This window comes from Microbacterium sp. NPDC089696 (assembly GCF_044749125.1).
Lineage (GTDB): Bacteria > Actinomycetota > Actinomycetes > Actinomycetales > Microbacteriaceae > Microbacterium.
Window position 1 is genome coordinate 1,072,768 of the sequence record NZ_JBIVHF010000002.1, and the last position, 19,853, is coordinate 1,092,620.

The 19,853-nt window shown below is 70.4% G+C and carries 20 protein-coding genes and 1 pseudogene; 14 read left to right on the forward strand and 7 right to left on the reverse strand.

Annotation, left to right across the window (positions count from 1 at the left end):
• Window positions 1-111: 111 nt before the first annotated feature.
• Both ACIPY8_RS15525 and ACIPY8_RS15530 read right to left on the reverse strand, forming a co-directional pair.
• Entirely contained in the window at window positions 112-1,077 is a 966-nt protein-coding gene (locus ACIPY8_RS15525) for an aldo/keto reductase (protein WP_400819966.1), read from the reverse strand.
• On the reverse strand, window positions 1,064-2,359 hold the full coding sequence (locus ACIPY8_RS15530) for an L-fuconate dehydratase (RefSeq protein WP_400819968.1): 1,296 nt from the start codon (window positions 2,357-2,359) through the stop codon (window positions 1,064-1,066). The genes ACIPY8_RS15525 and ACIPY8_RS15530 overlap by 14 nt, the downstream gene beginning before the upstream one ends.
• A 132-nt stretch (window positions 2,360-2,491) precedes the next feature.
• Between ACIPY8_RS15530 and ACIPY8_RS15535 the strand changes: the two genes are divergently transcribed.
• From ACIPY8_RS15535 to ACIPY8_RS15545, 3 genes are all read left to right on the forward strand, one after another.
• Window positions 2,492-3,352, forward strand: a complete 861-nt coding sequence (locus tag ACIPY8_RS15535; protein ID WP_400819970.1) for a fumarylacetoacetate hydrolase family protein — start codon at window positions 2,492-2,494, stop codon at window positions 3,350-3,352.
• Window positions 3,349-4,107 carry an SDR family NAD(P)-dependent oxidoreductase gene (locus ACIPY8_RS15540; RefSeq protein WP_400819972.1) on the forward strand — a complete coding sequence of 253 codons (759 nt, stop codon included), beginning with the start codon at window positions 3,349-3,351 and terminating at the stop codon, window positions 4,105-4,107. The genes ACIPY8_RS15535 and ACIPY8_RS15540 overlap by 4 nt, the downstream gene beginning before the upstream one ends.
• A 304-nt stretch (window positions 4,108-4,411) precedes the next feature.
• On the forward strand, window positions 4,412-5,383 hold the full coding sequence (locus ACIPY8_RS15545) for a hypothetical protein (RefSeq protein ID WP_400819974.1): 972 nt from the start codon (window positions 4,412-4,414) through the stop codon (window positions 5,381-5,383).
• Between the two features lie 245 nt (window positions 5,384-5,628).
• Here ACIPY8_RS15545 and ACIPY8_RS15550 read toward each other — a convergent pair whose 3' ends face one another.
• Entirely contained in the window at window positions 5,629-6,597 is a 969-nt protein-coding gene (locus tag ACIPY8_RS15550) for an amidohydrolase family protein (RefSeq protein WP_400819976.1), read from the reverse strand.
• A 46-nt stretch (window positions 6,598-6,643) separates the two neighbouring features.
• Between ACIPY8_RS15550 and ACIPY8_RS15555 the strand changes: the two genes are divergently transcribed.
• The gene (locus ACIPY8_RS15555; RefSeq protein WP_400819978.1) at window positions 6,644-7,321 is read left to right on the forward strand and encodes a FadR/GntR family transcriptional regulator; all 678 of its coding nucleotides are present in this window, start codon (window positions 6,644-6,646) and stop codon (window positions 7,319-7,321) included.
• A gap of 21 nt (window positions 7,322-7,342) precedes the next feature.
• Here the strand turns inward: ACIPY8_RS15555 and ACIPY8_RS15560 are convergent, their stop codons facing one another.
• Window positions 7,343-8,005: a transaldolase family protein gene (locus ACIPY8_RS15560; protein ID WP_400819981.1), complete on the reverse strand. Its 663-nt coding sequence runs from the start codon at window positions 8,003-8,005 to the stop codon at window positions 7,343-7,345.
• Between the two features lie 107 nt (window positions 8,006-8,112).
• On the opposite strand from ACIPY8_RS15560, the gene ACIPY8_RS15565 reads away from it, so the two are divergent.
• From ACIPY8_RS15565 to ACIPY8_RS15590, 6 genes and pseudogenes are all read left to right on the forward strand, one after another.
• Window positions 8,113-9,066 (forward strand): ribokinase, encoded by a 954-nt coding sequence (locus ACIPY8_RS15565; RefSeq protein ID WP_400819983.1) that lies wholly within the window; start codon window positions 8,113-8,115, stop codon window positions 9,064-9,066.
• Between the two features lie 9 nt (window positions 9,067-9,075).
• On the forward strand, window positions 9,076-9,480 hold the full coding sequence (gene rbsD / locus ACIPY8_RS15570) for a D-ribose pyranase (protein WP_400819986.1): 405 nt from the start codon (window positions 9,076-9,078) through the stop codon (window positions 9,478-9,480).
• Window position 9,481: 1 nt separating this feature from the next.
• Window positions 9,482-10,285: a GntR family transcriptional regulator gene (locus tag ACIPY8_RS15575; protein ID WP_400819990.1), complete on the forward strand. Its 804-nt coding sequence runs from the start codon at window positions 9,482-9,484 to the stop codon at window positions 10,283-10,285.
• Between the two features lie 42 nt (window positions 10,286-10,327).
• A complete protein-coding gene (locus ACIPY8_RS15580) occupies window positions 10,328-11,386 on the forward strand; it encodes a PLP-dependent cysteine synthase family protein (protein ID WP_400819993.1) in 1,059 nt (352 codons plus the stop codon).
• A gap of 67 nt (window positions 11,387-11,453) precedes the next feature.
• Complete coding sequence (locus ACIPY8_RS15585; RefSeq protein ID WP_400819995.1) at window positions 11,454-12,083, forward strand: phosphoribosylanthranilate isomerase; 630 nt, start codon at window positions 11,454-11,456, stop codon at window positions 12,081-12,083.
• Between the two features lie 22 nt (window positions 12,084-12,105).
• Window positions 12,106-12,612: pseudogene (locus ACIPY8_RS15590) on the forward strand (glycine cleavage system protein R).
• A 3-nt stretch (window positions 12,613-12,615) separates the two neighbouring features.
• Here the strand turns inward: ACIPY8_RS15590 and ACIPY8_RS15595 are convergent.
• On the reverse strand, window positions 12,616-13,314 hold the full coding sequence (locus tag ACIPY8_RS15595; protein ID WP_400819997.1) for a FadR/GntR family transcriptional regulator: 699 nt from the start codon (window positions 13,312-13,314) through the stop codon (window positions 12,616-12,618).
• 167 nt (window positions 13,315-13,481) lie between these two features.
• Between ACIPY8_RS15595 and ACIPY8_RS15600 the strand changes: the two genes are divergently transcribed.
• From ACIPY8_RS15600 to ACIPY8_RS15615, 4 genes are all read left to right on the forward strand, one after another.
• Complete coding sequence (locus ACIPY8_RS15600; protein WP_400819999.1) at window positions 13,482-14,717, forward strand: aminotransferase class V-fold PLP-dependent enzyme; 1,236 nt, start codon at window positions 13,482-13,484, stop codon at window positions 14,715-14,717.
• A 99-nt stretch (window positions 14,718-14,816) separates the two neighbouring features.
• Window positions 14,817-16,130 carry an ABC transporter substrate-binding protein gene (locus ACIPY8_RS15605; RefSeq protein WP_400820001.1) on the forward strand — a complete coding sequence of 438 codons (1,314 nt, stop codon included), beginning with the start codon at window positions 14,817-14,819 and terminating at the stop codon, window positions 16,128-16,130.
• Window positions 16,131-16,133: 3 nt separating this feature from the next.
• Window positions 16,134-17,096, forward strand: a complete 963-nt coding sequence (locus tag ACIPY8_RS15610) for a carbohydrate ABC transporter permease (RefSeq protein ID WP_400820002.1) — start codon at window positions 16,134-16,136, stop codon at window positions 17,094-17,096.
• Complete coding sequence (locus ACIPY8_RS15615; RefSeq protein WP_400820004.1) at window positions 17,093-18,007, forward strand: carbohydrate ABC transporter permease; 915 nt, start codon at window positions 17,093-17,095, stop codon at window positions 18,005-18,007. Before ACIPY8_RS15610 ends, ACIPY8_RS15615 begins: the two co-directional genes overlap by 4 nt.
• A gap of 152 nt (window positions 18,008-18,159) precedes the next feature.
• Here ACIPY8_RS15615 and ACIPY8_RS15620 read toward each other — a convergent pair whose 3' ends face one another.
• Entirely contained in the window at window positions 18,160-19,173 is a 1,014-nt protein-coding gene (locus ACIPY8_RS15620; protein WP_400820006.1) for an aldo/keto reductase family protein, read from the reverse strand.
• Between the two features lie 9 nt (window positions 19,174-19,182).
• Window positions 19,183-19,710, reverse strand: a complete 528-nt coding sequence (locus tag ACIPY8_RS15625; RefSeq protein WP_400820008.1) for a hypothetical protein — start codon at window positions 19,708-19,710, stop codon at window positions 19,183-19,185.
• Window positions 19,711-19,853 lie beyond the last annotated feature (143 nt).

Here is a 19,853-nt window from a genome sequence, read left to right on the forward strand (position 1 = left end):
GTCGGCCGGCACCGGCTCCGAGGTAGGCGGCGAACCCGGCGGAGGAGGATGCTGCACGAAACGTCCTACCGCGGCGTCGTCGCCTCCCTCCGACACGCGCGCACCCGCGCCTCAGCCCGGGATCAGCCCCTCCGCGGCGAGCTCCTCCCACAGCGCCGCCGGGATCTCCCGCGCGGCATGCTCCGCGTTCTGGCGCAGCTGCTCCGGCCGGCTGCCGCCCACGACGACCGACCGCACCGCGTCGGACTGCAGCGGATACTGGATCGCCGCCGCCGGCAGCGGAACGTCGTGCACCGCGCACACCTCGGCGATGCGCACGAGCCGGTCCCACAGCTCGTCGGGCAGCTGACCGTACTCGTACCGGCCGTCGCGACGCGGAACGTCTGCGGCGAGCAGACCGGAGTTGAACACGGATGCCGCGACGATGCCCGTCCCCCGCTCGCGGCACGCCGGCAGGACGTCGACGGCCGCCGGCTGCTCGAGCAGCGTGTAGCGTCCCGCGACCATCACGAGGTCGAGGTCGGCCGAGCGCACGGCTGCGGCGAGAGCATCCGAGACCATGGAACCGATGCCGACGGCCGTGACCTCGCCGGCGGCGCGGAGCTGCTCGAGGGCCGGGAGCGCCTCGGCGAGGGCGAGGTCGAGGTCGTGCCGCTCGGGGTCGTGCAGATAGAGGAGGTCGAGGCGCTCGATGCCCAGCCGCTCGCGCGACTCGTCGAGGCTCGTGCGGATGCCGTCGGCCGAGAAGTCCCACACGCGACGCAGGTCGTCGGGCACGTGGAAGTCGTTCGCGGTGTCGAGCCCGCCCGCGTGGTCGGGGTTGGGGCGCAGCAGCCGGCCGACCTTGGTCGACAGCACGTACTCGTCGCGGGGCTTGGTCTGCAGGAACGCGCCGAGGCGTCGCTCCGAGAGCCCGAGGCCGTAGTGCGGGGCGGTGTCGTAGAAGCGGATGCCGCTCTCCCACGCCGCGTCGAGCACGGCCCACGCCTCGTCGTCGCTGAGCGGACGGAAGAGGTTGCCGACGTTCGCGGCACCGTAGCCGAGCGCGGGGACGGTCAGCCGATCAGACCGCGACATGCGCGCCCGTCCACGAGTAGGTCGCGATGCTGTCGGCCTTCATCTCCATGCCCGCTCCGGGCGCGGTCGGCGCCCTGTACGAACCGCCCTGGATGTCGGTGGGGACGACGAAGTGCTCGTGCAGATGGTCGACGAACTCGATCATGCGTCCCTCCTTCGTACCGGTGACCGCGACGAAGTCGAACATCGACAGGTGCTGCACGGCCTCGCAGAGCCCCACGCCGCCCGCGTGCGGGCACACCGGCACGCCGAACTTGGCGGCGAGCAGCAGGTTCGCGATGTTCTCGTTCACCCCGGCGACGCGCACGGCGTCGATCTGCATGACGGAGATGGCCTCGGCCTGCAGCAACTGCTTGAAGATCACCCGGTTCTGGGCGTGCTCGCCCGTCGCGACACGGATGGGGGCGACGCCGCGGGCGATCTCGGCGTGACCGAGCACGTCGTCCGGGCTCGTGGGTTCCTCGATCCATGCGGGGTGGAACTCGGCGAGCGCGTTGACCCACTCGATCGCCTCCGACACCTCCCAGCGCTGGTTCGCGTCGATCGCGATGGGGAAGTCGGGCCCGCACACCTCGCGCGCCTTGCGAAAGCGTCGGATGTCGTCGTCGAGATCCGCGCCGACCTTGAGCTTGATCTGCGTGAAGCCGTCGGCCATGGCCTCGCGGGCGAGGCGCTCGAGCTTCTCGTCGGAGTAGCCGAGCCATCCGGGGCTGGTCGTGTAGCCGGGGTATCCGCTGACGAGCAGTTCGCGCTCGCGCTCGTCGCGCCCCGGGACGGCCGTCCGCAGGATCTCGAGCGCCTCCTCGCGGGTGAGCGCATTGGTGAGGTAGCGGAAGTCCACGAGATCGACGATCTCCTCGGGACTCATCCGCCCGAGGAGCTGCCACAGCGGGAGCCCGGCGCGCTTGGCCTTGATGTCCCACAGCGCGTTGATCACGGCGCCGATGGCCATGTGCATGACGCCCTTCTCGGGGCCGAGCCAGCGGAGCTGCGAGTCCCCGATGATGTCGCGGAACGTCGTGCCCATGTCGTCGAGCAGGGGTTCGATCTCGCGCCCCACGAGGTGTCCGGCGAGGGCGTCGATCGCCGCGACCTGCACGTCGTTGCCGCGGCCGATCGTGAACACGAACGCGTGGCCCTCGATGCCGTCCTCGGCGTCGGTGCGCACGATCACGTACGCGGCCGAGTAGTCGGGGTCGGGGTTCATCGCGTCGGAGCCGTCGAGGCTCAGCGACGTGGGGAAGCGGATGTCGGTCGTGTCGAGGGCGACGATACGGCTCACGGGTTCCTCTCGGGCACGGATGGGATGCGTGCGGATCTCTTGGAGTGTAAACATCCGATGTCTATACTGTCAACGAGACGGACGGTGCTGACGCGTCCGCACCGCACGACGATCCGACTGAGCAGGAGAGACATGAAGTTCGCACGCCTGGGAGAACTCGGAGCCGAGATCCCCGTCCTCGTCGAGGGTGACGTCCACCTCGATCTGCGCCCCGTGACATCCGATGTGGACGGCGCGTTCCTCGCGAGCGATGTCCACGCCCGCGTCGAGTCCGCCCGCGCCGCCGGCGAGCTCGTGCCGCTCGAAGGTGCCGCCGACCTGCGCGTCGGCGCCCCGATCGTCCGACCGAGCGCGGTCATCTGCATCGGCCAGAACTACGCGGCGCACGCCCGGGAGTCCGGCGCCGAGCCGCCCACGGTCCCGATCATGTTCCTCAAGACGCCCAACACGGTGGTCGGTCCCGACGACGCGGTGACCATCCCCCGCGGCAGCGAGAAGACCGACTGGGAGGTCGAGCTCGGCATCGTGATCGGCGCCCGCGCCGCGTACCTCGATTCTCCGCAGCAGGCCGAGGCGCACATCGCCGGCTACGTCGTCGCGAACGACGTGTCCGAGCGCGCCTTCCAGATGGAGGTCTCCGGCGGACAGTGGTCGAAGGGCAAGATCGCCCCCGGCTTCAACCCCACGGGGCCGTGGCTCGTCACGCCCGACGAGGTCGACGTCGACGCCCTGCGTCTGCGCAGCTGGGTGAACGGCGAGGCCCGTCAGGACTCGAACACCGACGACATGATCTTCGACGTGCGCACGATCGTGCACCACCTGTCGCAGTACGTGACGCTCGAGCCGGGCGACCTCATCCTCACGGGCACGCCGCAGGGCGTCGCCTTCGGCGGCAAGTTCCCCTACCTGAAGGCCGGCGACGTCGTCGACATCGAGATCGAGGGGCTCGGCCACCAGCGCCAGGAGTTCGTGGCCTGGGAGGCGCAGAAGTGACCGGCGCACTCGACGGCCTCGTCGCGATCGTCACCGGCGGGGCCTCCGGCCTCGGAGCCGCGATCGCCACCCGCCTGCACGCCGACGGGGCGCAGATCGCCGTGCTCGACCGTGACACCTCGAGCGCGGATGCCGCGTTCGCCGCGTTCACGGCCGACGTGTCCGATCGCACCTCGGTCGACGCCGCGGTCGCCGCGGTCGCGGAGCGCTTCGGGCGCATCGACATCGTCGTGAACAACGCGGGCATCGGCGCGCAGGGCGACATCACGGCGAACGACGACGACGAGTGGGCGCGCGTGCTCTCGATCAACGTCACCGGCATCGCCCGCGTCACGGCAGCGGCACTCCCCTGGCTCCGGAGGTCTCCGAGCGCGTCGGTCTGCAACACGGCATCCATCGCCTCCACGACCGGACTCCCGCAGCGCGCCCTGTACAGCGCGTCGAAGGGGGCCGTCGCCGCGCTGACCCGCGCGATGGCGACCGATCACCTGCGCGAGGGCATCCGCGTGAACGCCGTGAACCCGGGCACCGCCGACACCCCGTGGGTGGGACGACTGCTCGACACGGCATCCGATCCGAACGCCGAGCGCGCCGCCCTCGAGGCCCGCCAGCCCCACGGACGCCTGGTGGCCCCCGACGAGGTCGCCGCGGCGGTCGCCTATCTCGTGAGCCCGGCCGCGGGCTCGACCACGGGCACGTTCATCGAGGTCGACGGCGGCATGGCGCGACTGCGTCCGCGCCCCGTCGGCAGCTGACCGCGCCCGGGACGCGCGCCGTTCCGGTCGCACTCCCTGCCGCGACCGAACGCCCCCGCCGTTTCGGTCGCACTTCCTGCCGCTTCTGGTGCCCCGCTATCCGCTCCGGTCGCACTTTGTGCCGCTCCCGCGTCTATCTGACGGCACGAACTGCGACCGGAAGCCCGGAGGTCGCGAGCCGGAAGGCACGAACTGCGACCGGAGACGACGACAACCGCCGCGGCGGTTGCGACGCCTGTGGATAACGTCCGATGACGCCTGTGGAGATCCCCCGGTGGGCGTCGTCTGCTGCGACGGTGGCACGATGGGACGACCACGACCACTCCCCGAGCAACTCGGGCGACACTTCACTGTGCAGGATGCCGCCGCGGTCGGCGTGAACCGCGGACGCCTCCGCCGCACCGACCTCGAGACGCCGTTCCGCGGGGTCCGTCTCGCCGGCGGCTCCGCAACCGTGGACCCGGACCTCGACCCTTATGAACGCCAAGCGATCGACCTCCGCATCCGTGCGCGTCAGTACGCACCGCGCCTGCGCGACGGACAGTTCTTCAGCCACCAGACCGCGATCGCTCTGCTCGGCGGCCCGCAGCCCCTGATCGCACGGAAAAGCCGTGCCCTCGCGGGCTCCGACCTTCCCGTCCATGTGGCGACCATCGGCTCCGGACCGCTGGTGAGGGCCGTCGGCGTGCGCGCGCATCGTGCCCCAGTCTCAAGCGAGACCTTCACCGACCGCGACGGATCCCGCATCGCGAGCCCATCCACGGTCTGGGCGCAGTCGGGGGAGATGTCCCTGCTGGACCTCGTGGCTCTCGGCGACTACTTCTGTCGCGTCTGGCGCGAGGGTGTGGGGCGGCGTGACATCGGTCGGCCCCCGCTCACCACCCGCGAGGAGCTGCGCGGCATGCTCACGGGTGCTCGTCGCGTCGGGATCCGTCGTCTTCGCGAAGCGCTCGATCTGATCCGCGAGGACTCCTGGTCACCCCGCGAGTCCCGACTGCGCTGCCATCTCGTGCTCGCCGGGCTGCCCGAGCCGATCTTGAACCACGACGTCCACGACCGCTCCGGCCGATTCATCGGATGCGTCGACCTGGCGTACCCGCAGAAGCGGATCGCCATCGAGTATCAGAGCATCCTGCATCACGACCGCTACTCCGCCGACGTCGAACGCATCGCCGCTCTCCGCGCTGCGGGCTGGACCGTCATCGAGGTGACGTCCGACCTGCTTGCACGACCCGAGGTGCTCGTCGAGCGAGTGCGGCAGGCGTTGGGCCCCTGATCGATCAGCCAAGTGACCCCTGCGGTCGCACTTCGTGCCGCGTCCCGGGCGATCTCGACCTTCCGGTCGCACTTCGCGCCGCCGAATGCGAGATCGGACGGCACCAACTGCGACCGCAACACCCAGTCACGAGAGCGGACGGCACCAACTGCGACTGCACCACCCAGCCACGGGAGCGGACGGCACCGACTGCGACCGGGAACGCCAGACCGGGACCAGGGCGGGCCCCGATCACGCCGCCCGCATCAGCCCCGGAGCCAGCCCAGGATGCCGCGGCGCGGCTGATCCTCGGCATCCGGCGTCGCGCGGCGCTCGCCGATCCGGTAGAACTCCGTGGCGTTGCGCCAGAGGATCGCATCGACGTCGTGTCCGCGGTCCTCGGCCCAGGCGATCACGACTTCGGCCCAGCGGTCGCGGGCGGTCGGCTGGTACGCGGCCGAGCCGTCGTCCGGAGCGTGCGGGTCGTCGGCCTCGGCCGGTCCGATGACCGATACGGGCCAGTCGCTCCCCCACATCAGACGGTCGACGCCGAACGAGTCGGCCGCCGCGTCGAGGAAGGGCTCGAGCTGCTCGCGCGACCAGTCCCCCCCGGCTTCGGCCGGGAGCCCGGAGAGCTTGCAGTACGCGAGCGGATGCCGGGCGAGGTCGTCGATGTCGCGCACCCACTCGGGGGTCGGGGCGACCGGGGCCTCCGCCGTCCCGACCGCGGGCTTGCCGAGGTGATCGAGCACGATGCGCAGCTCGGGGACCGCCGCGGCGAGGCGGGAGACCTCGGGGAGCTGCGCCGCATGGATGCAGGCATCGAACGTCCATCCCCGGGCCGCGACCTCGCGCGCACCGGTCACGAAGGCAGCTGTCCCGGCGGCGCCGTCGTCCTCCCCCTGAAGGATGTGCCGCACCCCGACGACGAGCGGCTCGGCCTCGAGCCCCTCGAGGTGCGCGGTCGTGTCGGTGCCGCGGTCGAGGCGGACGCCGGCGACGATGCCGACCACGCCGATCGCGGACGCCTGACCGGCGACCCAGCGCACCTCGTCGAGGAAGTCGTCCTCGACGGTCTCGGCCTGCACGAAGACGGCCGTCTCGGTCGTGGCGCGACTCACGCGGGAGTGCTCGATCTCGGTGTCGGCGAACCGCCAGGCGAGGGGCCCTTCGAGCCAGGTGTAGTGCAGGACCTCGGGGTCCCACAGGTGCAGGTGCGAATCCAGTGCGCGCATGCCCCCATCCTGCCTCAGACATCCGATCAATGGCTAGGATGACGCCATGGCTGTGACAGACGAGGCGATCGAGAAGATCAAGGCGATGATCGTGTCTGGCGAGCTCGCGCCCGGCGATCGGCTGCCGCCCGAGAAGGAGCTGTCCGAGCGCCTGGGCCTGTCCCGCAACTCCATGCGCGAGGCCGTCAAGGCGCTCGAGGTGATCCGGGTGCTCGACGTGCGCCGCGGCGACGGCACCTACGTCACGAGCCTCGAACCGCACCTGCTGCTGGAGGCGATCTCCTTCGTCGTCGACATGCACGACGACGACTCGATGCTGGAGATCTTCGCCGTGCGGCGGATGCTGGAGTCGCAGGCCACGGGTCTCGCGGCGACGCTCGGCACCGCCGAGGCGATCGCGCAGCTCGAGGACGAGGTCTCCGCGGTCGACGCGAACGTGAGCATCGAGGAGCTCGTCGAGCACGACATCCGCTTCCATCGCGAGATCGTCGCGATGTCGGGCAATGCATACCTCGCGAGCCTCATCGAGCACCTGAGCAGTCAGACGGTCCGCGCGCGCGTGTGGCGCGGACTCACCGAGGGCGGCGCGGTCGAGCGCACCCTGTCGGAGCACCGGGCGATCGCGGATGCTGTCGCGCAGCACGACCCGGTCCTCGCGACGTCTCTCGCCACCGCGCACATCGCCGGCGTGGAGCGGTGGCTGCGCCAGGCGGCGTCCGCCTGAGTCACCGCCTCGAGTCGGGGATCAGGCCCCGAGCCGCACCATGGCCGCGTCGAACTCGGCGGCCGAGCTGTCGCTCACCTCGTGGAACAGCACGGCGTCGAGCACGTCGGGTGCGGCGGTGAAGTAGGGCACGCCTGCGAGCCGCAGTCCCGTGATGTCGTCGGGCGACCGCAGGCTCGCGGCGAGGACGTTCGATCCGCTGCCGACGCAGACCTCCTGCATGCGGGCGATCACGGCGTCGCCGTCCATCCCGGCATCCCGCATCCGTCCGAGGTAGGGCGCGATGTACTGCGCGCCGATGCTCGCGCAGGCGAGCGCCTGCGCCACCGAGTAGACGGCCGTGACGAGCACCGTGGCGCCGTCGCGCACGAGCGCGGATGCCGCGGCGAAGCCCTCGCGGGTCGCCGGCACCTTGACCGCGACGAGGTCGCCGAGCGCGCGGATGCCCTCCGCGTTGCGGAGGAAGGAGGCGGTGTCGCCGCCCCAGGTCTGGAAGAAGATCTCCCGCGCGCCCTCGCTCGCCCAGCGGGCGTAGAGGTCGGGGATCTCGGCGGCGGTGCGTCCACCGCGTTCGAGGATCGTCGGGTTGGTCGTGACACCGTGCACGACACCGGTCGCGAGGAGGGAGGAGACCCGCTCGAGATCGGCGCTGTCGACGTAGAGACGGGGGGACGACGCGGTCATGGTTCTCCTCGGGCGCAACCTGTCGTTACAGGTTCGGATTCGGCTAATGTAATGACAGCCGCGGAGGATTGTCAAAGCCCCGCGGATCGATGACGATCAGGAGCGCCATGACCCCCGCCGCCTCGGCCGACCGCACCGGAGTGGTGATCGTCGGAAGCGTGACCGCCGACGTCACCACGTTCTCCACCCGCCTCCCGGCCCGCGGCGAGACGATCCTCGGCGACCAGTTCACGCTCATGCTGGGCGGCAAGGGCGCGAACCAGGCCGTGGCCGCGGGCCGCTCGGGGGCGCGCACGAGCTTCGTCGGATGCGTGGGCGACGACCTGTTCCACGACCTCGTGGTCGACGGGCTGAGCGACGCCGGCGTCGACCTCGCCCACCTGCGCACCGTGCCGGGCCCGACGGGCATCGCGCACATCCGCGTCGACGCCTCGGCGCAGAACGACATCGTCATGGTGCCGCTCGCGAACGCCGCACTGAGCGCCGAGCAGATCGACGACGCGCTCGCGGCGCTCGCTCCCACGACCTCGGTGCTGCTCACGCAGCTCGAGACCCCGTCCGCTCTGACGGCGCACATCACCGCGCGTGGACGCGAGCACGGCATGACCGTGATCCTCGACCCCGCTCCGGCCGCTCCCCTGCCCGACGAGGTGTGGTCGAGCATCGACATCGTGACCCCGAACGAGACCGAGGCGTCGCTGCTGAGCGGGGTCGAGGTGACGGATGCCGCGTCCGCCGAACGCGCAGGACGCTGGTTCCTCGACCGAGGGGTCGGCGCCGCCGTCATCACCCTGGCCGGTCAGGGGTCGTGCGTCGTCACCGCCGAGGGTGCGACCGTCATCCCGCCGTTCCCCGTCGAGGCGGTCGACACCACCGCCGCGGGCGACGCCTACGCCGGGTACCTCGGCGCAGCGCTCGCGAACGGCAGCACGCTCGACGAGGCCGTGCGCCTCGCGACCGCGGCCGGAGCCCTGGCCGTCACGAAGCAGGGCGCCTCGCCGAGCCTGCCGCTGCGCGCCGAGGTCGACGCGTTCCTGTCCGCCCGCGAAGCCGCTGCCTGAGGAGTCCCCATGCGCAAGACCGCCACGACCATCAACCCCGCGCTCTCCCGTGTCATCAGCGAGACCGGACACACCGATCTCCTCGTGGTGACGGATGCGGGTCTTCCCATCCCCCCGGGCTCCGAGCGCATCGACCTCGCCTACCGCCCGGGCGCTCCCGCGTTCTTCGACGTGCTCGACACGGTGCTCGCCGAGCTCGTCGTCGAGGGCGCCACGGTGTCGGCCGAGGTCGCGGAGAAGAGCCCCGAGGTGCTGGAAGCGCTGCGTGCACGGTTCGCCGACCAGGATTTCGAGATCGAGCTCGTGCCGCACGTCGAGTTCAAGAAGCTCACGCACGGGGCGCGGGCGTTCGTGCGCTCGGGCGAGTTCACGCCGTACGCCAACGTGATCCTGCACGCTGGTGTGGCGTACTGACATGGAGGACTCGATCGACCGGCACTCCGCGGCGCCGATGTACGACCAGCTGCGGCAGCTGATCATCGAGGGCATCGCCCGCGACGGTCTGCAGCCGGGCGATCCGCTACCAGGCGAGCACCGGCTGTGCGAGCGGTACGGCATCTCCCGCACGGTCGTGCGGCAGGCGCTGGCGCAGCTCGAGCACGAGGGACTGGTCGAGCGCGTCAAGGGCAAGGGCACGTTCGTGTCGCGACCGCGCACGGCGGAGAGCCTCGTGCATACGCTGGTCGGCCTGTACGACGACGTGGAGCGGCGCGGCGGCCATGTGCACAGCGACGTGCTGCGGCACGAGCAGGCGCTGGCCGACGACGAGATCGCGGCCGCGCTCGAGGTCGAGCCGGGCACTCCTGTCGTGGTGCTGGAACGTCTGCGGCATGTCGACGGCGAGCCCTGGTCGCTGTCGACGACATGGATGCCGGAGGCGGTCGGCGGGGTCACGCTCGGCGTCGACCTGTCGGAGTCGTCGCTGTACCGCGTGCTCGCCGACCACGGGATCGTCGCGACGAGCGGCGTCCGCTCCGCCGAGGCGACCGTCGCGACGCACGAGCAGGCCCAGCACCTCGGCGTCAGCGCGGGGTCGGCGCTGCTGCGTCTGCGCAGTGTGAGTCGCGGCGCCGACGGCATCCCGATCGAGTACTTCGTCGCCCACCACCGCGGGGACCGTTCGCGCTTCGAGTTCCAGCTGCAGCAGGAGCAGTCGCAGGCGTCGCTGCTGCACATCGACGACGACGGCAGTGCCTCGCGCGCCGGCACCGTCCGCTGACCCGAGCCGGGCATGGAGTGACGGGAGCGTTACGCTCGACACATGAGCGACTGGACCAGCACCGCGATCGCCCTGCTGGAAGCCGACGCGAACCGCAGCGCCGACACGCACCTGCACCTGTTCCCGCTGCCGGCCGAGTGGGGCATCGACCTGTACCTGAAGGACGAGTCGGTGCATCCGACCGGGTCGCTCAAGCACCGCCTCGCACGCTCGTTGCTGCTCTACGGGCTCGTGAACGGCCGCATCACCGAGGACACCACCCTCGTCGAGTCGTCGAGCGGATCGACCGCCGTCTCGGAGGCGTACTTCGCACGGATGCTGGGCCTGCCGTTCATCACGGTCGTCCCGCGGTCGACGAGCCAGGAGAAGATCGACCTCATCGAGTTCTACGGCGGCACCTGCCACTTCGTGGAGCGCGCGGAGGACATGTCGCCCGAGGCCCGGCGGCTCGCGAGCGACTGCCACGGCCACTACCTCGACCAGTTCACGTTCGCGGAGCGCGCGACCGACTGGCGCGGCAACAACAACATCGCCGAGAGCGTGTTCAGCCAGCTGTCGCAGGAACGGCATCCGATCCCCCGCTGGATCGTCGTCGGCGCCGGCACCGGCGGCACCAGCGCGACCTTCGGCCGCTACGTGAAGTACCGCCGCCACGACACGCAGATCGCGGTCGTCGACCCCGAGGGATCCGCGTTCTACGACGGCTGGGCCGGCACCGTCGACGCCCCTGCCGGCCGCCCGAGCCGCATCGAGGGCATCGGCCGCCCGCAGGTCGAGCCCTCGTTCGTGCCGACCGTGATCGACGAGATGATCCAGGTGCCGGATGCCGGATCCGTCGCCGCCATCCGGATGCTGCGCGAGCGCACTCTGCACCTCGCCGGAGGATCGACCGGCACCAACCTCTACGGCGCGTTCCAGCTGATCGCCCGCATGCGCGCGGCCGGCGAGACCGGCAGCGTCGTCACGCTCATCTGCGACAGCGGCATCCGCTACGCCGGCACCTATTACTCCGACGAGTGGGTCGACGGGCAGGGGTGGGACCTCGCCCCGCACCGCGCGCGGCTGGACCGGTTCCTGGAGACCGGGGACTGGGTCGAGTGACGCGAGCCTGCTTTCGCAGACTGCGCTCGCACCGCCGGCATCGTCGCCTCGCCTAGGCTGAGGCCCTATGTGGGTGAAGGTGTGCGGTCTCCGCGACGAGCAGTCCGTGGATGCGGCAGGGGAAGCCGGCGCCGACGCGGTCGGGTTCGTGTTCGCCGCGAAGAGTCCCCGGTTCCTCGCGGCCGCCGACGCCGCGCACCTCGTCAGCCGCGTTCCCCGCTCCGTGGCGACGGTCGGCGTCTTCCGCCGCCAGCCCGTCGACGATGTCGTCCGTCTCGCGACCGAGGCGGGTGTCACGACCGTGCAGCTCCACGGGGACGAACCTCCGTCGGACTTCGCGCTCGTCCGCGCGCACGGGTTCCGGACCATCCGGGCGACGACCGCCGCGCGGTACCTCGCCGAGACGCCGGATCAGCGCGACGCGTACGGCGAGGACCTCCTGCTGCTCGATGCCCCCTCTCCGGGTGCCGGGCAAACGTTCGACTCATCGGACCTGCGAACGTCTCCCCCGTCTCGGGACTGGGCTCTCGCCGGCGGACTGACCCCGGAGAACGTCGTCGGCCTGATCCGGGACCTGCGCCCGTGGGGTGTCGACGTGTCCAGCGGCGTCGAATCCGCACCCGGCGTGAAGGATCCCGACCGGGTGCGGGCGTTCATCACCGCCGTCCGCTCGGTCGGGCCGGTCGACGCCGCCTGAGCACTCCCCGTACGCTGGCGGCATGACCACTCTCATCCTCACCGTCGCGGGTGCTGACCGTCCGGGCCTCGTGGCCGCCGTCGCCGATGTCGTGGACGCCCACGGCGGCAACTGGGAGAGCAGTCAGCTCGCCGAGCTGTCGGGCACGTTCGCCGGCGTGATCGAGGTCTCGGTCGCCCCGGAGCGCTCGTCCGAGATGGAGTCGGCTCTGCGCGAGCTCGACGGCCTGCTCACGGTCGCCGTGCGCCAGGGCACCGAGACCGCGATCCCCGACGAGCGGATGCTGGAACTCCGCGTTCTGGGCAACGACCGCCCCGGCATCGTGCGCGAGGTGTCGGCCGTGCTGCACGCGCACGCGCTGAGCATCGAGTAGCTGGCGACCGAGACCCGCGATGCCGCGATGGCGGGCGGCCGCCTGTTCGAGGCGACGGTCGCGGCGCGTGTGCCCGCGGACGTCGACGTCGAGGCGCTGCAGGCCGATCTCGAGCGCCTGGCGACCGAGATCCAGGTCGACATCACGTTCGAGTGACCGTCAGGGCGAGGACGCCTCGCCCTCACCCTCCGTGTACAGCCGCACCCAGTACTCCGTGGCCGCGACGTGCGACGACGCCGCGGCGGACGCGGCGACCGGGTCGGCGGCGGCGAGTCCGCGCAGGATGGCCCGGTGCCCGGCATCCGAGTTCCGCTTGAGCTCGTGGGCGTCGTGCTCGTCGGGGATCCGGTAGGCGCGCGAGCGCGAGCGCAGCACGTCGATGAGGCTGGTGAGGGCGTCGTTGCCCGCGACCTCGGAGATCGTCATGTGGAACGCGTGGTCGAGGCGCGAGTGCTCCTCGAAGTCGTCACTCGCCTCGATCTCGGTGAGGATGCCGTCGAGCACCGCCACGGTGTCGGCGTCGATCCGTGCGGCGGCGAGCGCCGCGGCGTGGGGTTCGAGCACGCGCCGGAGCTCCGTGAGCTCGAGCACCCCGGCCATGGGCAGCAGCCCGACCGTGAGCGAGAGGCTGCCGATGAGGTCGGCCGCTCGGAGCTCGCCGACGTAACTGCCGGAGCCGTGGCGCGTCTCGAGCACCCCGAGCGCCGCCAGCATCCGGATCGCCTCGCGGAGGGACCCGCGCGAGACGCCGAGCCGTTCGCAGAGCTCCCCTTCGCTGGGAAGCCGGTCTCCGGGGCGCAGCGCACCGTCGGCGATCAGCGCACGCAGTCCGTGCAGCGCCGTGTCGAGTGCGCTCATCGTCATCCTCCCTGACACGCCCCACCCCTCCGTGAAGTCTGTCGGATTGTGCCGACGCGGAAAACTCGTATGACAACTATGTTTCATCTTCGCCTTTCCGTAGCGATTTCGGGAGCCGTGTGGCAAAGTTGTGCAACAACTCGCCCCTGACTCACCGATGAGGATCGATGCCCGCTCCGCTGTTCCCCGCACCGCTCACGCTGACCTCCGGCCTGCGAGCGCGCGACGCCTGGCCCCTCGATCCCGAGGTGATCCACCTCAACCACGGATCCTTCGGTGCCGTACCCACCGCCGTCGTCGCGCATCAGGACGCTCTGCGTCGCCGGGCCGATCTGAGCCCGGTCGAGTGGTTCCCGCGCATCGCGGAGCGCGTGCGGGAGGCGCGCGAGCGCACGGCCCCGTTCGTGGGCGCGCGTGCCGATGACACCGTCTTCGTGCCGAACGCCTCGGCCGCCGCGACCGTCGTCTACAACGCCCTGCGTCTCGAGGCCGGCGACGAGATCCTCGTGACCGACCAGGGCTACGGCGCGATCACGATGGGCGCCGAGCGTCTCGCCCGTCGCTTCGGCGCGACCGTCCGCACGGTCTCCCTCCCGCTCCTCGCCTCCGACGATGAGGTCGTGCAGCTGTTCGCCGACGCCCTCACCCCGCGCACCCGCCTGATCGTGGTCGACCAGATCACCTCTCCGACCGCCCGCCTGCTGCCCACGCGCCGCATCGCCGACCGCGCCGCCGAGCAGGGCGTGCGCACGCTCGTCGACGGCGCGCACGCGCCCGGCCTCATCGCCGACGCCGCGGCGTTCGGCGGCGGCGACTGGTGGTTCGGCAACATGCACAAATGGCCCTGCGCCCCGCGCGGGTCCGCCCTGCTGGTGACCACGGCGTCCGACCGTGACGAGCTGTGGCCGCTCATCGACTCGTGGGCCGCCCGCGATCCCTACCCCACGCGCTTCGACACCCAGGGCACGATCGACGCCACGACCTACCTCGCCACCCCGACCGCGATCGACTTCGTCGAGGACGAGTTCGGCTGGGCCCGGGCCCGCGTCGCGATCTCGGAGATCGCGGATGCCGGGGCCGAGATGATCGCCGAGTCGCTGCGCCCCTACGGCGACGAGGACCCGCTGACGCCGCTGCCCTCGCCCGTGCCGTCGATGCGCCTCGTGCGACTGCCGCTCGGACTCGGCGCGACCCGTGAGGAGGCCGACGCCCTGCGCATGGACCTGCTCGACGCGGTCGGCGTCGAGACCGCGTTCACGAGCTTCCGCGGCATCGGCTACTTCCGCCTGTCCGCGCACCTCTACACGGAGGAGTCCGACTTCACCGCGTTCGTCGAGCGGTGCGTGCCGCAGATCCTCAGCCGCGCCGGCATCCGTTCCACCCCCGCGACCGTCATCGCCTGACGGCATCCCCATCGTCCCCTGACCCGATCCACCACCGCACCACCCGATCCATCACCCCACCACCCGATCCATCACCCCACCACAATTGAGAGGCACCTCGTGAAGAAGAACCGCATCTTGACGACCGCCGCGGGAATCGGCACCGTCGCCGCCCTCGCGCTCACCGGCTGCTCCGGCGGCAGCGGCTCGTCCGCCGACGGCACCGTGACCCTGCAGATGGTCGAGAGCCTGACCAACCCTGCGCGCACGGAGCTGCTGCGCGGCCTGCTCGACCAGTTCGAGAAGGAGAACCCCGACATCAAGGTCAACCTCGTGTCCCCGCCGACCGAGCAGGCCGACGCGAAGATCCAGCAGATGCTGCAGTCCGGCAAGGGCGTCGACGTCCTCGAGGTCCGCGACATCACGGTCGGCCCCTTCGCGAACAACGGCTGGCTGTACGACCTCGGGCCCGACCTCGAGAAGTGGGACGGCTGGGACGCCCTGACCGACAATGCCCAGTCCGCGTCGGTCGCCGCCGACGGCAAGAGCTACTTCGTGCCGTACGGCTTCTACGGCCTGTCGCTGTTCTACCGCACCGACCTCGTGGAGGACGCCGGCTTCGACGGACCGCCGCACAGCTGGAAGGACCTCCTCGAGCAGGCCAGCGCCATCCAGGACCCGTCGAACAACATCTACGGCTACGCGTTCCGCGGCGGACCCAACGCCAACAGCAACGTGGTCGCGGCGATCGAGGCGTACACGATCGACGGCCTCGACACCGAGGACGCGTTCCTCATGGAGGACGGCTCGACGATCTTCGCGGCCCCCGAGGCGCAGGACGCCGTCGACGACTACTTCGAGCTCTTCACCGAGGCGTCGCCGCCCTCGGCCGTGTCGTGGGGCTACCCCGAGATGGTCGCCGGCTTCACGAACGGCACGACCGCGTTCCTGCTGCAGGACCCGGAGGTCATCGCGACCGTGCAGGACTCCTCGCTCACCGAGGACCAGTGGGACACGGCCCCGCTGCTCGTCGGCCCCTCGGGCAAGGCCGCGCAGCCGCTGGCCGTCGCCGGCTGGGGCGTCGCCGAGAACAGCGAGCACCAGGAGGCCGCGGTCGAGCTCGTCGAGTTCCTCTCCTCGGCCGAGCCCGCGACGGAGTTCGCGCAGGCGAACAGCCTAGTGCCGATCATCACGGATGCCGCGGACGACGAGTTCTACTCGACCGGCCCGTGGACCAGCTACGTCACCATGACGGAGGACCCGGAGACCTACGTGAACGTGCGCCAGCCGCGCGGCGTGAGCTGGTGGACCGAGTGGATCCAGAAGTCCGACCAGGACGTGCAGAACGTTCTCCTCGGCAACATGTCGACGAGCGAGCTGCTCGAGTCGTGGGACACCTTCTGGACCGAGAAGTACGCCGCGGAGAAGGGTTGATCCGTGGCATCCGCTCTTCGTGAGAGGGGCTCCGCCGGCACGGCTTCGCGAGAAGCGGCCGGCGCGGCCTCCCCGGGCCCGCGTCGTCGCCCCTTCCGGGGCCGTCACGCGCTGACCCTGCTGGCCTTCATGGCCCCGGCGATCGTGTTCGTCGCGTGGTTCACGTACTGGCCGATGCTGCAGGGCGCGCGCATGGCGTTCCATGACTGGAACCTGTGGGACCTCACCTCGACCCCCTGGGTCGGCTTCGACAACTTCGTGACCGTCTTCCAGGACCCCGCGTTCCCGGTCGTGGCGGGGAACTCGATCCTCTGGGTGGTCGGCTCGCTCGTGCCGCAGCTCGTGATCGGCTTCCTGATCGCGCTCGCCCTGCGCAAGCGCTTCAGGTTCCGCGGGCTCTACCAGGCGCTCGTGTTCTTCCCGTGGGCGGTCTCCGGCTTCCTGATCGGGATGCTGTTCCGCTGGATGTTCAACGCGGAGTTCGGCGTCGTCAACGACCTGCTCATGAAGGCGGGCCTCATCGAGGCGCCGCTGCCGTGGCTGGCCGACCCCAAGCTCGCGATGTTCGCGGTCATCGTCGCGAACGTCTGGTACGGCGTGACGTTCTTCGCGATCATGATCCTCGCAGCCCTCCAGTCGGTACCAGACGAGATGCTCGAGGCCGCGAGCCTCGACGGCGCCGGCAAGGTACGGCAGCTGTTCTCGATCATCATCCCGTACATCTCGGTGACGCTGCTGCTGACGATCCTGCTGCGCGTGATCTGGATCTTCAACTTCCCCGACATCATCTACGCGATGACGAACGGCGGACCCGCGAACCAGACGCACATCATCACGACCTGGATGATCAACTACACGCAGCAGGGCAACTACGGCATCGCGAGCGCGATCGGGCTGATCGTCGTGGCGTTCCTGTTCGTGTTCTGCGCGTTCTACCTGGTGGCGATGCGGAGGGCCCAGCGATGACCGTCACCACCCCCACCGGCACCACCATGACCGAGACGCGCCGCATCACGGTGCCGAACGCCGTGAAGGCCCCGCGGGGTCCGCGTCGGGTCACGGTCGGCGGCGTCGTGCGCGTGGTCGGCCTCGGACTGTGGCTCGTGATCACGCTGTTCCCGCTGTACTGGATCGCGCTCACGTCGATCAAGTCGCCGGGCACGATCAACCGCTTCCCGATCGAGTACTGGCCGAGCGAGCCGTCATTCGACAACTACGTGAAGCTGTTCCAGCAGAGCGCCTTCGCGACGTTCCTCGGCAACTCGGCGCTCGTCGCGGTCGTGGCGGGAGCCGTGGCGACCCTGATCGCGCTGCTGAGCGCGTATGTGATCGCGCGGTTCGAGTTCCGCGGCAAGGGCGCGGTGCTGATCGCGTTCCTGCTGACGCAGATGATCCCCGCGTTCATCGCGCTCGGGCCGCTGTACTCGATGATGACCGACCTGGGACTCGTCGACACGAAGCCCGGCCTGATCCTCGTGTACATCGCGATCTGCATCCCGTTCTCGACGGTCATGCTCCGAGGGTTCTTCGAGAACGTGCCGGACGCGCTGGAGGAGGCGGCGATGATCGACGGATGCTCGCGCCTCGGCGCCCTGTTCCGCGTGCTCGTGCCCGTGATGACGCCCGGCATCATCGCGGCGTTCATCTTCAACTTCGTGAACTGCTGGAACGAGCTGTTCCTGTCGGTCGTGCTCATGAACACCGACGAGAACCGCACGGTGCCCTCGGCGCTGAACGGCTTCATCTCGACGTTCAACATCGACTGGGGCTCGATGAGCGCGGCGGCCGTGCTGACGATCCTGCCGACCATGGCGATGTTCGCGCTCGCGAGCCGCTGGATCGTGCAGGGCCTCACGGCCGGCGCCGTGAAGGAGTAGCCCCGGCACCTCGTGTGTCCTGTCCCGGCACACCCCGCCTCCATCTGCGCCGAGACCCACCAGAACCGCCGAGACCCACCTTCCCCGGCGTCGGGGAAGGTGGGTCTCGGCGCGCGAGGTGGGTCTCGGCGCGACGTGCCTGCAGCCCGGGGTCAGACCAGGCGGGACTTCGGCGAGACGGAGTACGTCGCCTCGGCGTCGCGGTTGACGGTGTCGCCCAGAGCCTCGTCGATCGCCGCGAGGGTGTCGGCGTCGAGGGTCACGCCCGAGGCCTTGACCGTGTCGGCGAGCTGCTCCGGCCGGGATGCTCCGACGAGCGCGGCGGCGACGTTGGGGTTCTGCAGCACCCACGCGATCGCGAGCTGCGGCATCGTGAGACCGGCCTGCTCGGCGATCGGCTTGAGGCGCTGCACGGCCGTGAGGACCTCGTCCTTCAGGAGGCCCTTGATGAAGTCGGCGCCGCTGTGCGGATCCGTCGCACGGGAGCCTGCCGGCACGGGCTGACCTGGCAGGTACTTGCCGCTCAGCACGCCCTGCGCCATCGGCGACCACACGATCTGCGAGATGCCGAGCTCCTCGGAGGCCGGCACGACCTTGCCCTCGATCACGCGGTGCAGCATCGAGTACTGCGGCTGGTTCGAGATGAGCTGGATGCCGAGCTGGCGCGCGAGCGCGTGCCCGTCCTGCAGCTGCTCCGCCGTCCACTCCGAGACGCCGATGTAGAGCGCCTTGCCCTGGCGCACGACGTCGGCGAACGCCTGGAACGTCTCCTCGAGCGGGGTCTCGTAGTCGAAGCGGTGCGCCTGGTACAGGTCGACGTGGTCGGTGCCGAGACGGGTCAGCGAGCCGTCGATCGACTCCATGATGTGCTTGCGGCTGAGTCCGGTGTCGTTCGGCCCCTTGGGACCGGTCGGGAAGTAGACCTTCGTGAAGATCTCGAGGCTCTCGCGGCGCTGCCCTTCGAGGGCCTTGCCGAGCACGACCTCCGCGGCCGTGTTGGCGTAGGTGTCGGCGGTGTCGAACGTGGTGATGCCGGCATCCAGCGCCGCGTGCACCGTCTTCACCGCGGCCTCGTCACCGACCTGCGAGGCGTGGGTGACCCAGTTGCCGTAGGTGATCTCCGAGACCTTGAGTCCGCTGTTACCGAGGTAGCGATAGTTGACCATGAGGCCACGCTACCCGCGGATGCCGGGGCCGCGGGCCGTCTCCGTCATCCGGGCGTGACCGCCACCGCGCCCTCGGAGGGTCGTCAGTACCGCGAGCGTCACGGCCGCGACGAACGACCCCAGGCTCACGATGTACAAGATCCGCGACCACGGCGAGTAGTCGGCGCCGCTGATGCCGTAGGTGTCGGCGAGTCCCATGCCCGCAGCGAATGACGCGATGAAGTACGCGGGCACGCCCATCGTGAGGATCGCGAGGAACAGCAGAGTGGCGAGCCGCGGCGGCGACGACCTCAGCATGACGATGATCCCGATTGCCACCGCGAGGGCGACCCCGAGACCCAGGACCAGGAACACGACCTCCTCGCCGAGGCTCTCGTTGGCCCCGTGCATGTCGGCGCGGATGTCGTCGAGCGTCAGGCCCGGAGCGGCCGCGAGCGGGTTCAGCACGAGGATCTGCACGGCGGCGAGCGCCGCGTACAGCGTCACGGCCAGCACGCCGACGACGGACACGACGATGCGGGAGCGGTGAGAGGTCATGCGCTCACGCTAAGAGCGCTCGCTGAGAGCATCCCGAACTCGCGCGCTCGGTGAGTTCCGGTCGCACTTCGTGCCGCGCCGGAGCCGAAGAAGCGGCACGAACTGCGACCGCGGCGCCGCCGCCCGCCCGAAAAGCGGCACGA

Excerpts from the sequence above, each read along its gene's own strand:
- ACIPY8_RS15595 (WP_400819997.1), bottom strand. The coding sequence starts at position 13,314 with ATGAGCGCACTCGACACGGCGCTGCACGGACTGCGTGCGCTGATCGCC.
- ACIPY8_RS15615 (WP_400820004.1), top strand. The coding sequence starts at position 17,093 with ATGACCGTCACCACCCCCACCGGCACCACCATGACCGAGACGCGCCGC.
- ACIPY8_RS15535 (WP_400819970.1), top strand. The coding sequence starts at position 2,492 with ATGAAGTTCGCACGCCTGGGAGAACTCGGAGCCGAGATCCCCGTCCTC.
- ACIPY8_RS15625 (WP_400820008.1), bottom strand. The coding sequence starts at position 19,710 with ATGACCTCTCACCGCTCCCGCATCGTCGTGTCCGTCGTCGGCGTGCTG.
- ACIPY8_RS15525 (WP_400819966.1), bottom strand. The coding sequence starts at position 1,077 with ATGTCGCGGTCTGATCGGCTGACCGTCCCCGCGCTCGGCTACGGTGCC.
- ACIPY8_RS15575 (WP_400819990.1), top strand. The coding sequence starts at position 9,482 with ATGGAGGACTCGATCGACCGGCACTCCGCGGCGCCGATGTACGACCAG.
- ACIPY8_RS15555 (WP_400819978.1), top strand. The coding sequence starts at position 6,644 with ATGGCTGTGACAGACGAGGCGATCGAGAAGATCAAGGCGATGATCGTG.
- ACIPY8_RS15580 (WP_400819993.1), top strand. The coding sequence starts at position 10,328 with ATGAGCGACTGGACCAGCACCGCGATCGCCCTGCTGGAAGCCGACGCG.
- ACIPY8_RS15585 (WP_400819995.1), top strand. The coding sequence starts at position 11,454 with ATGTGGGTGAAGGTGTGCGGTCTCCGCGACGAGCAGTCCGTGGATGCG.
- ACIPY8_RS15550 (WP_400819976.1), bottom strand. The coding sequence starts at position 6,597 with ATGCGCGCACTGGATTCGCACCTGCACCTGTGGGACCCCGAGGTCCTG.
- ACIPY8_RS15565 (WP_400819983.1), top strand. The coding sequence starts at position 8,113 with ATGACCCCCGCCGCCTCGGCCGACCGCACCGGAGTGGTGATCGTCGGA.
- ACIPY8_RS15545 (WP_400819974.1), top strand. The coding sequence starts at position 4,412 with ATGGGACGACCACGACCACTCCCCGAGCAACTCGGGCGACACTTCACT.
- ACIPY8_RS15560 (WP_400819981.1), bottom strand. The coding sequence starts at position 8,005 with ATGACCGCGTCGTCCCCCCGTCTCTACGTCGACAGCGCCGATCTCGAG.
- rbsD (WP_400819986.1), top strand. The coding sequence starts at position 9,076 with ATGCGCAAGACCGCCACGACCATCAACCCCGCGCTCTCCCGTGTCATC.
- ACIPY8_RS15600 (WP_400819999.1), top strand. The coding sequence starts at position 13,482 with ATGCCCGCTCCGCTGTTCCCCGCACCGCTCACGCTGACCTCCGGCCTG.
- ACIPY8_RS15620 (WP_400820006.1), bottom strand. The coding sequence starts at position 19,173 with ATGGTCAACTATCGCTACCTCGGTAACAGCGGACTCAAGGTCTCGGAG.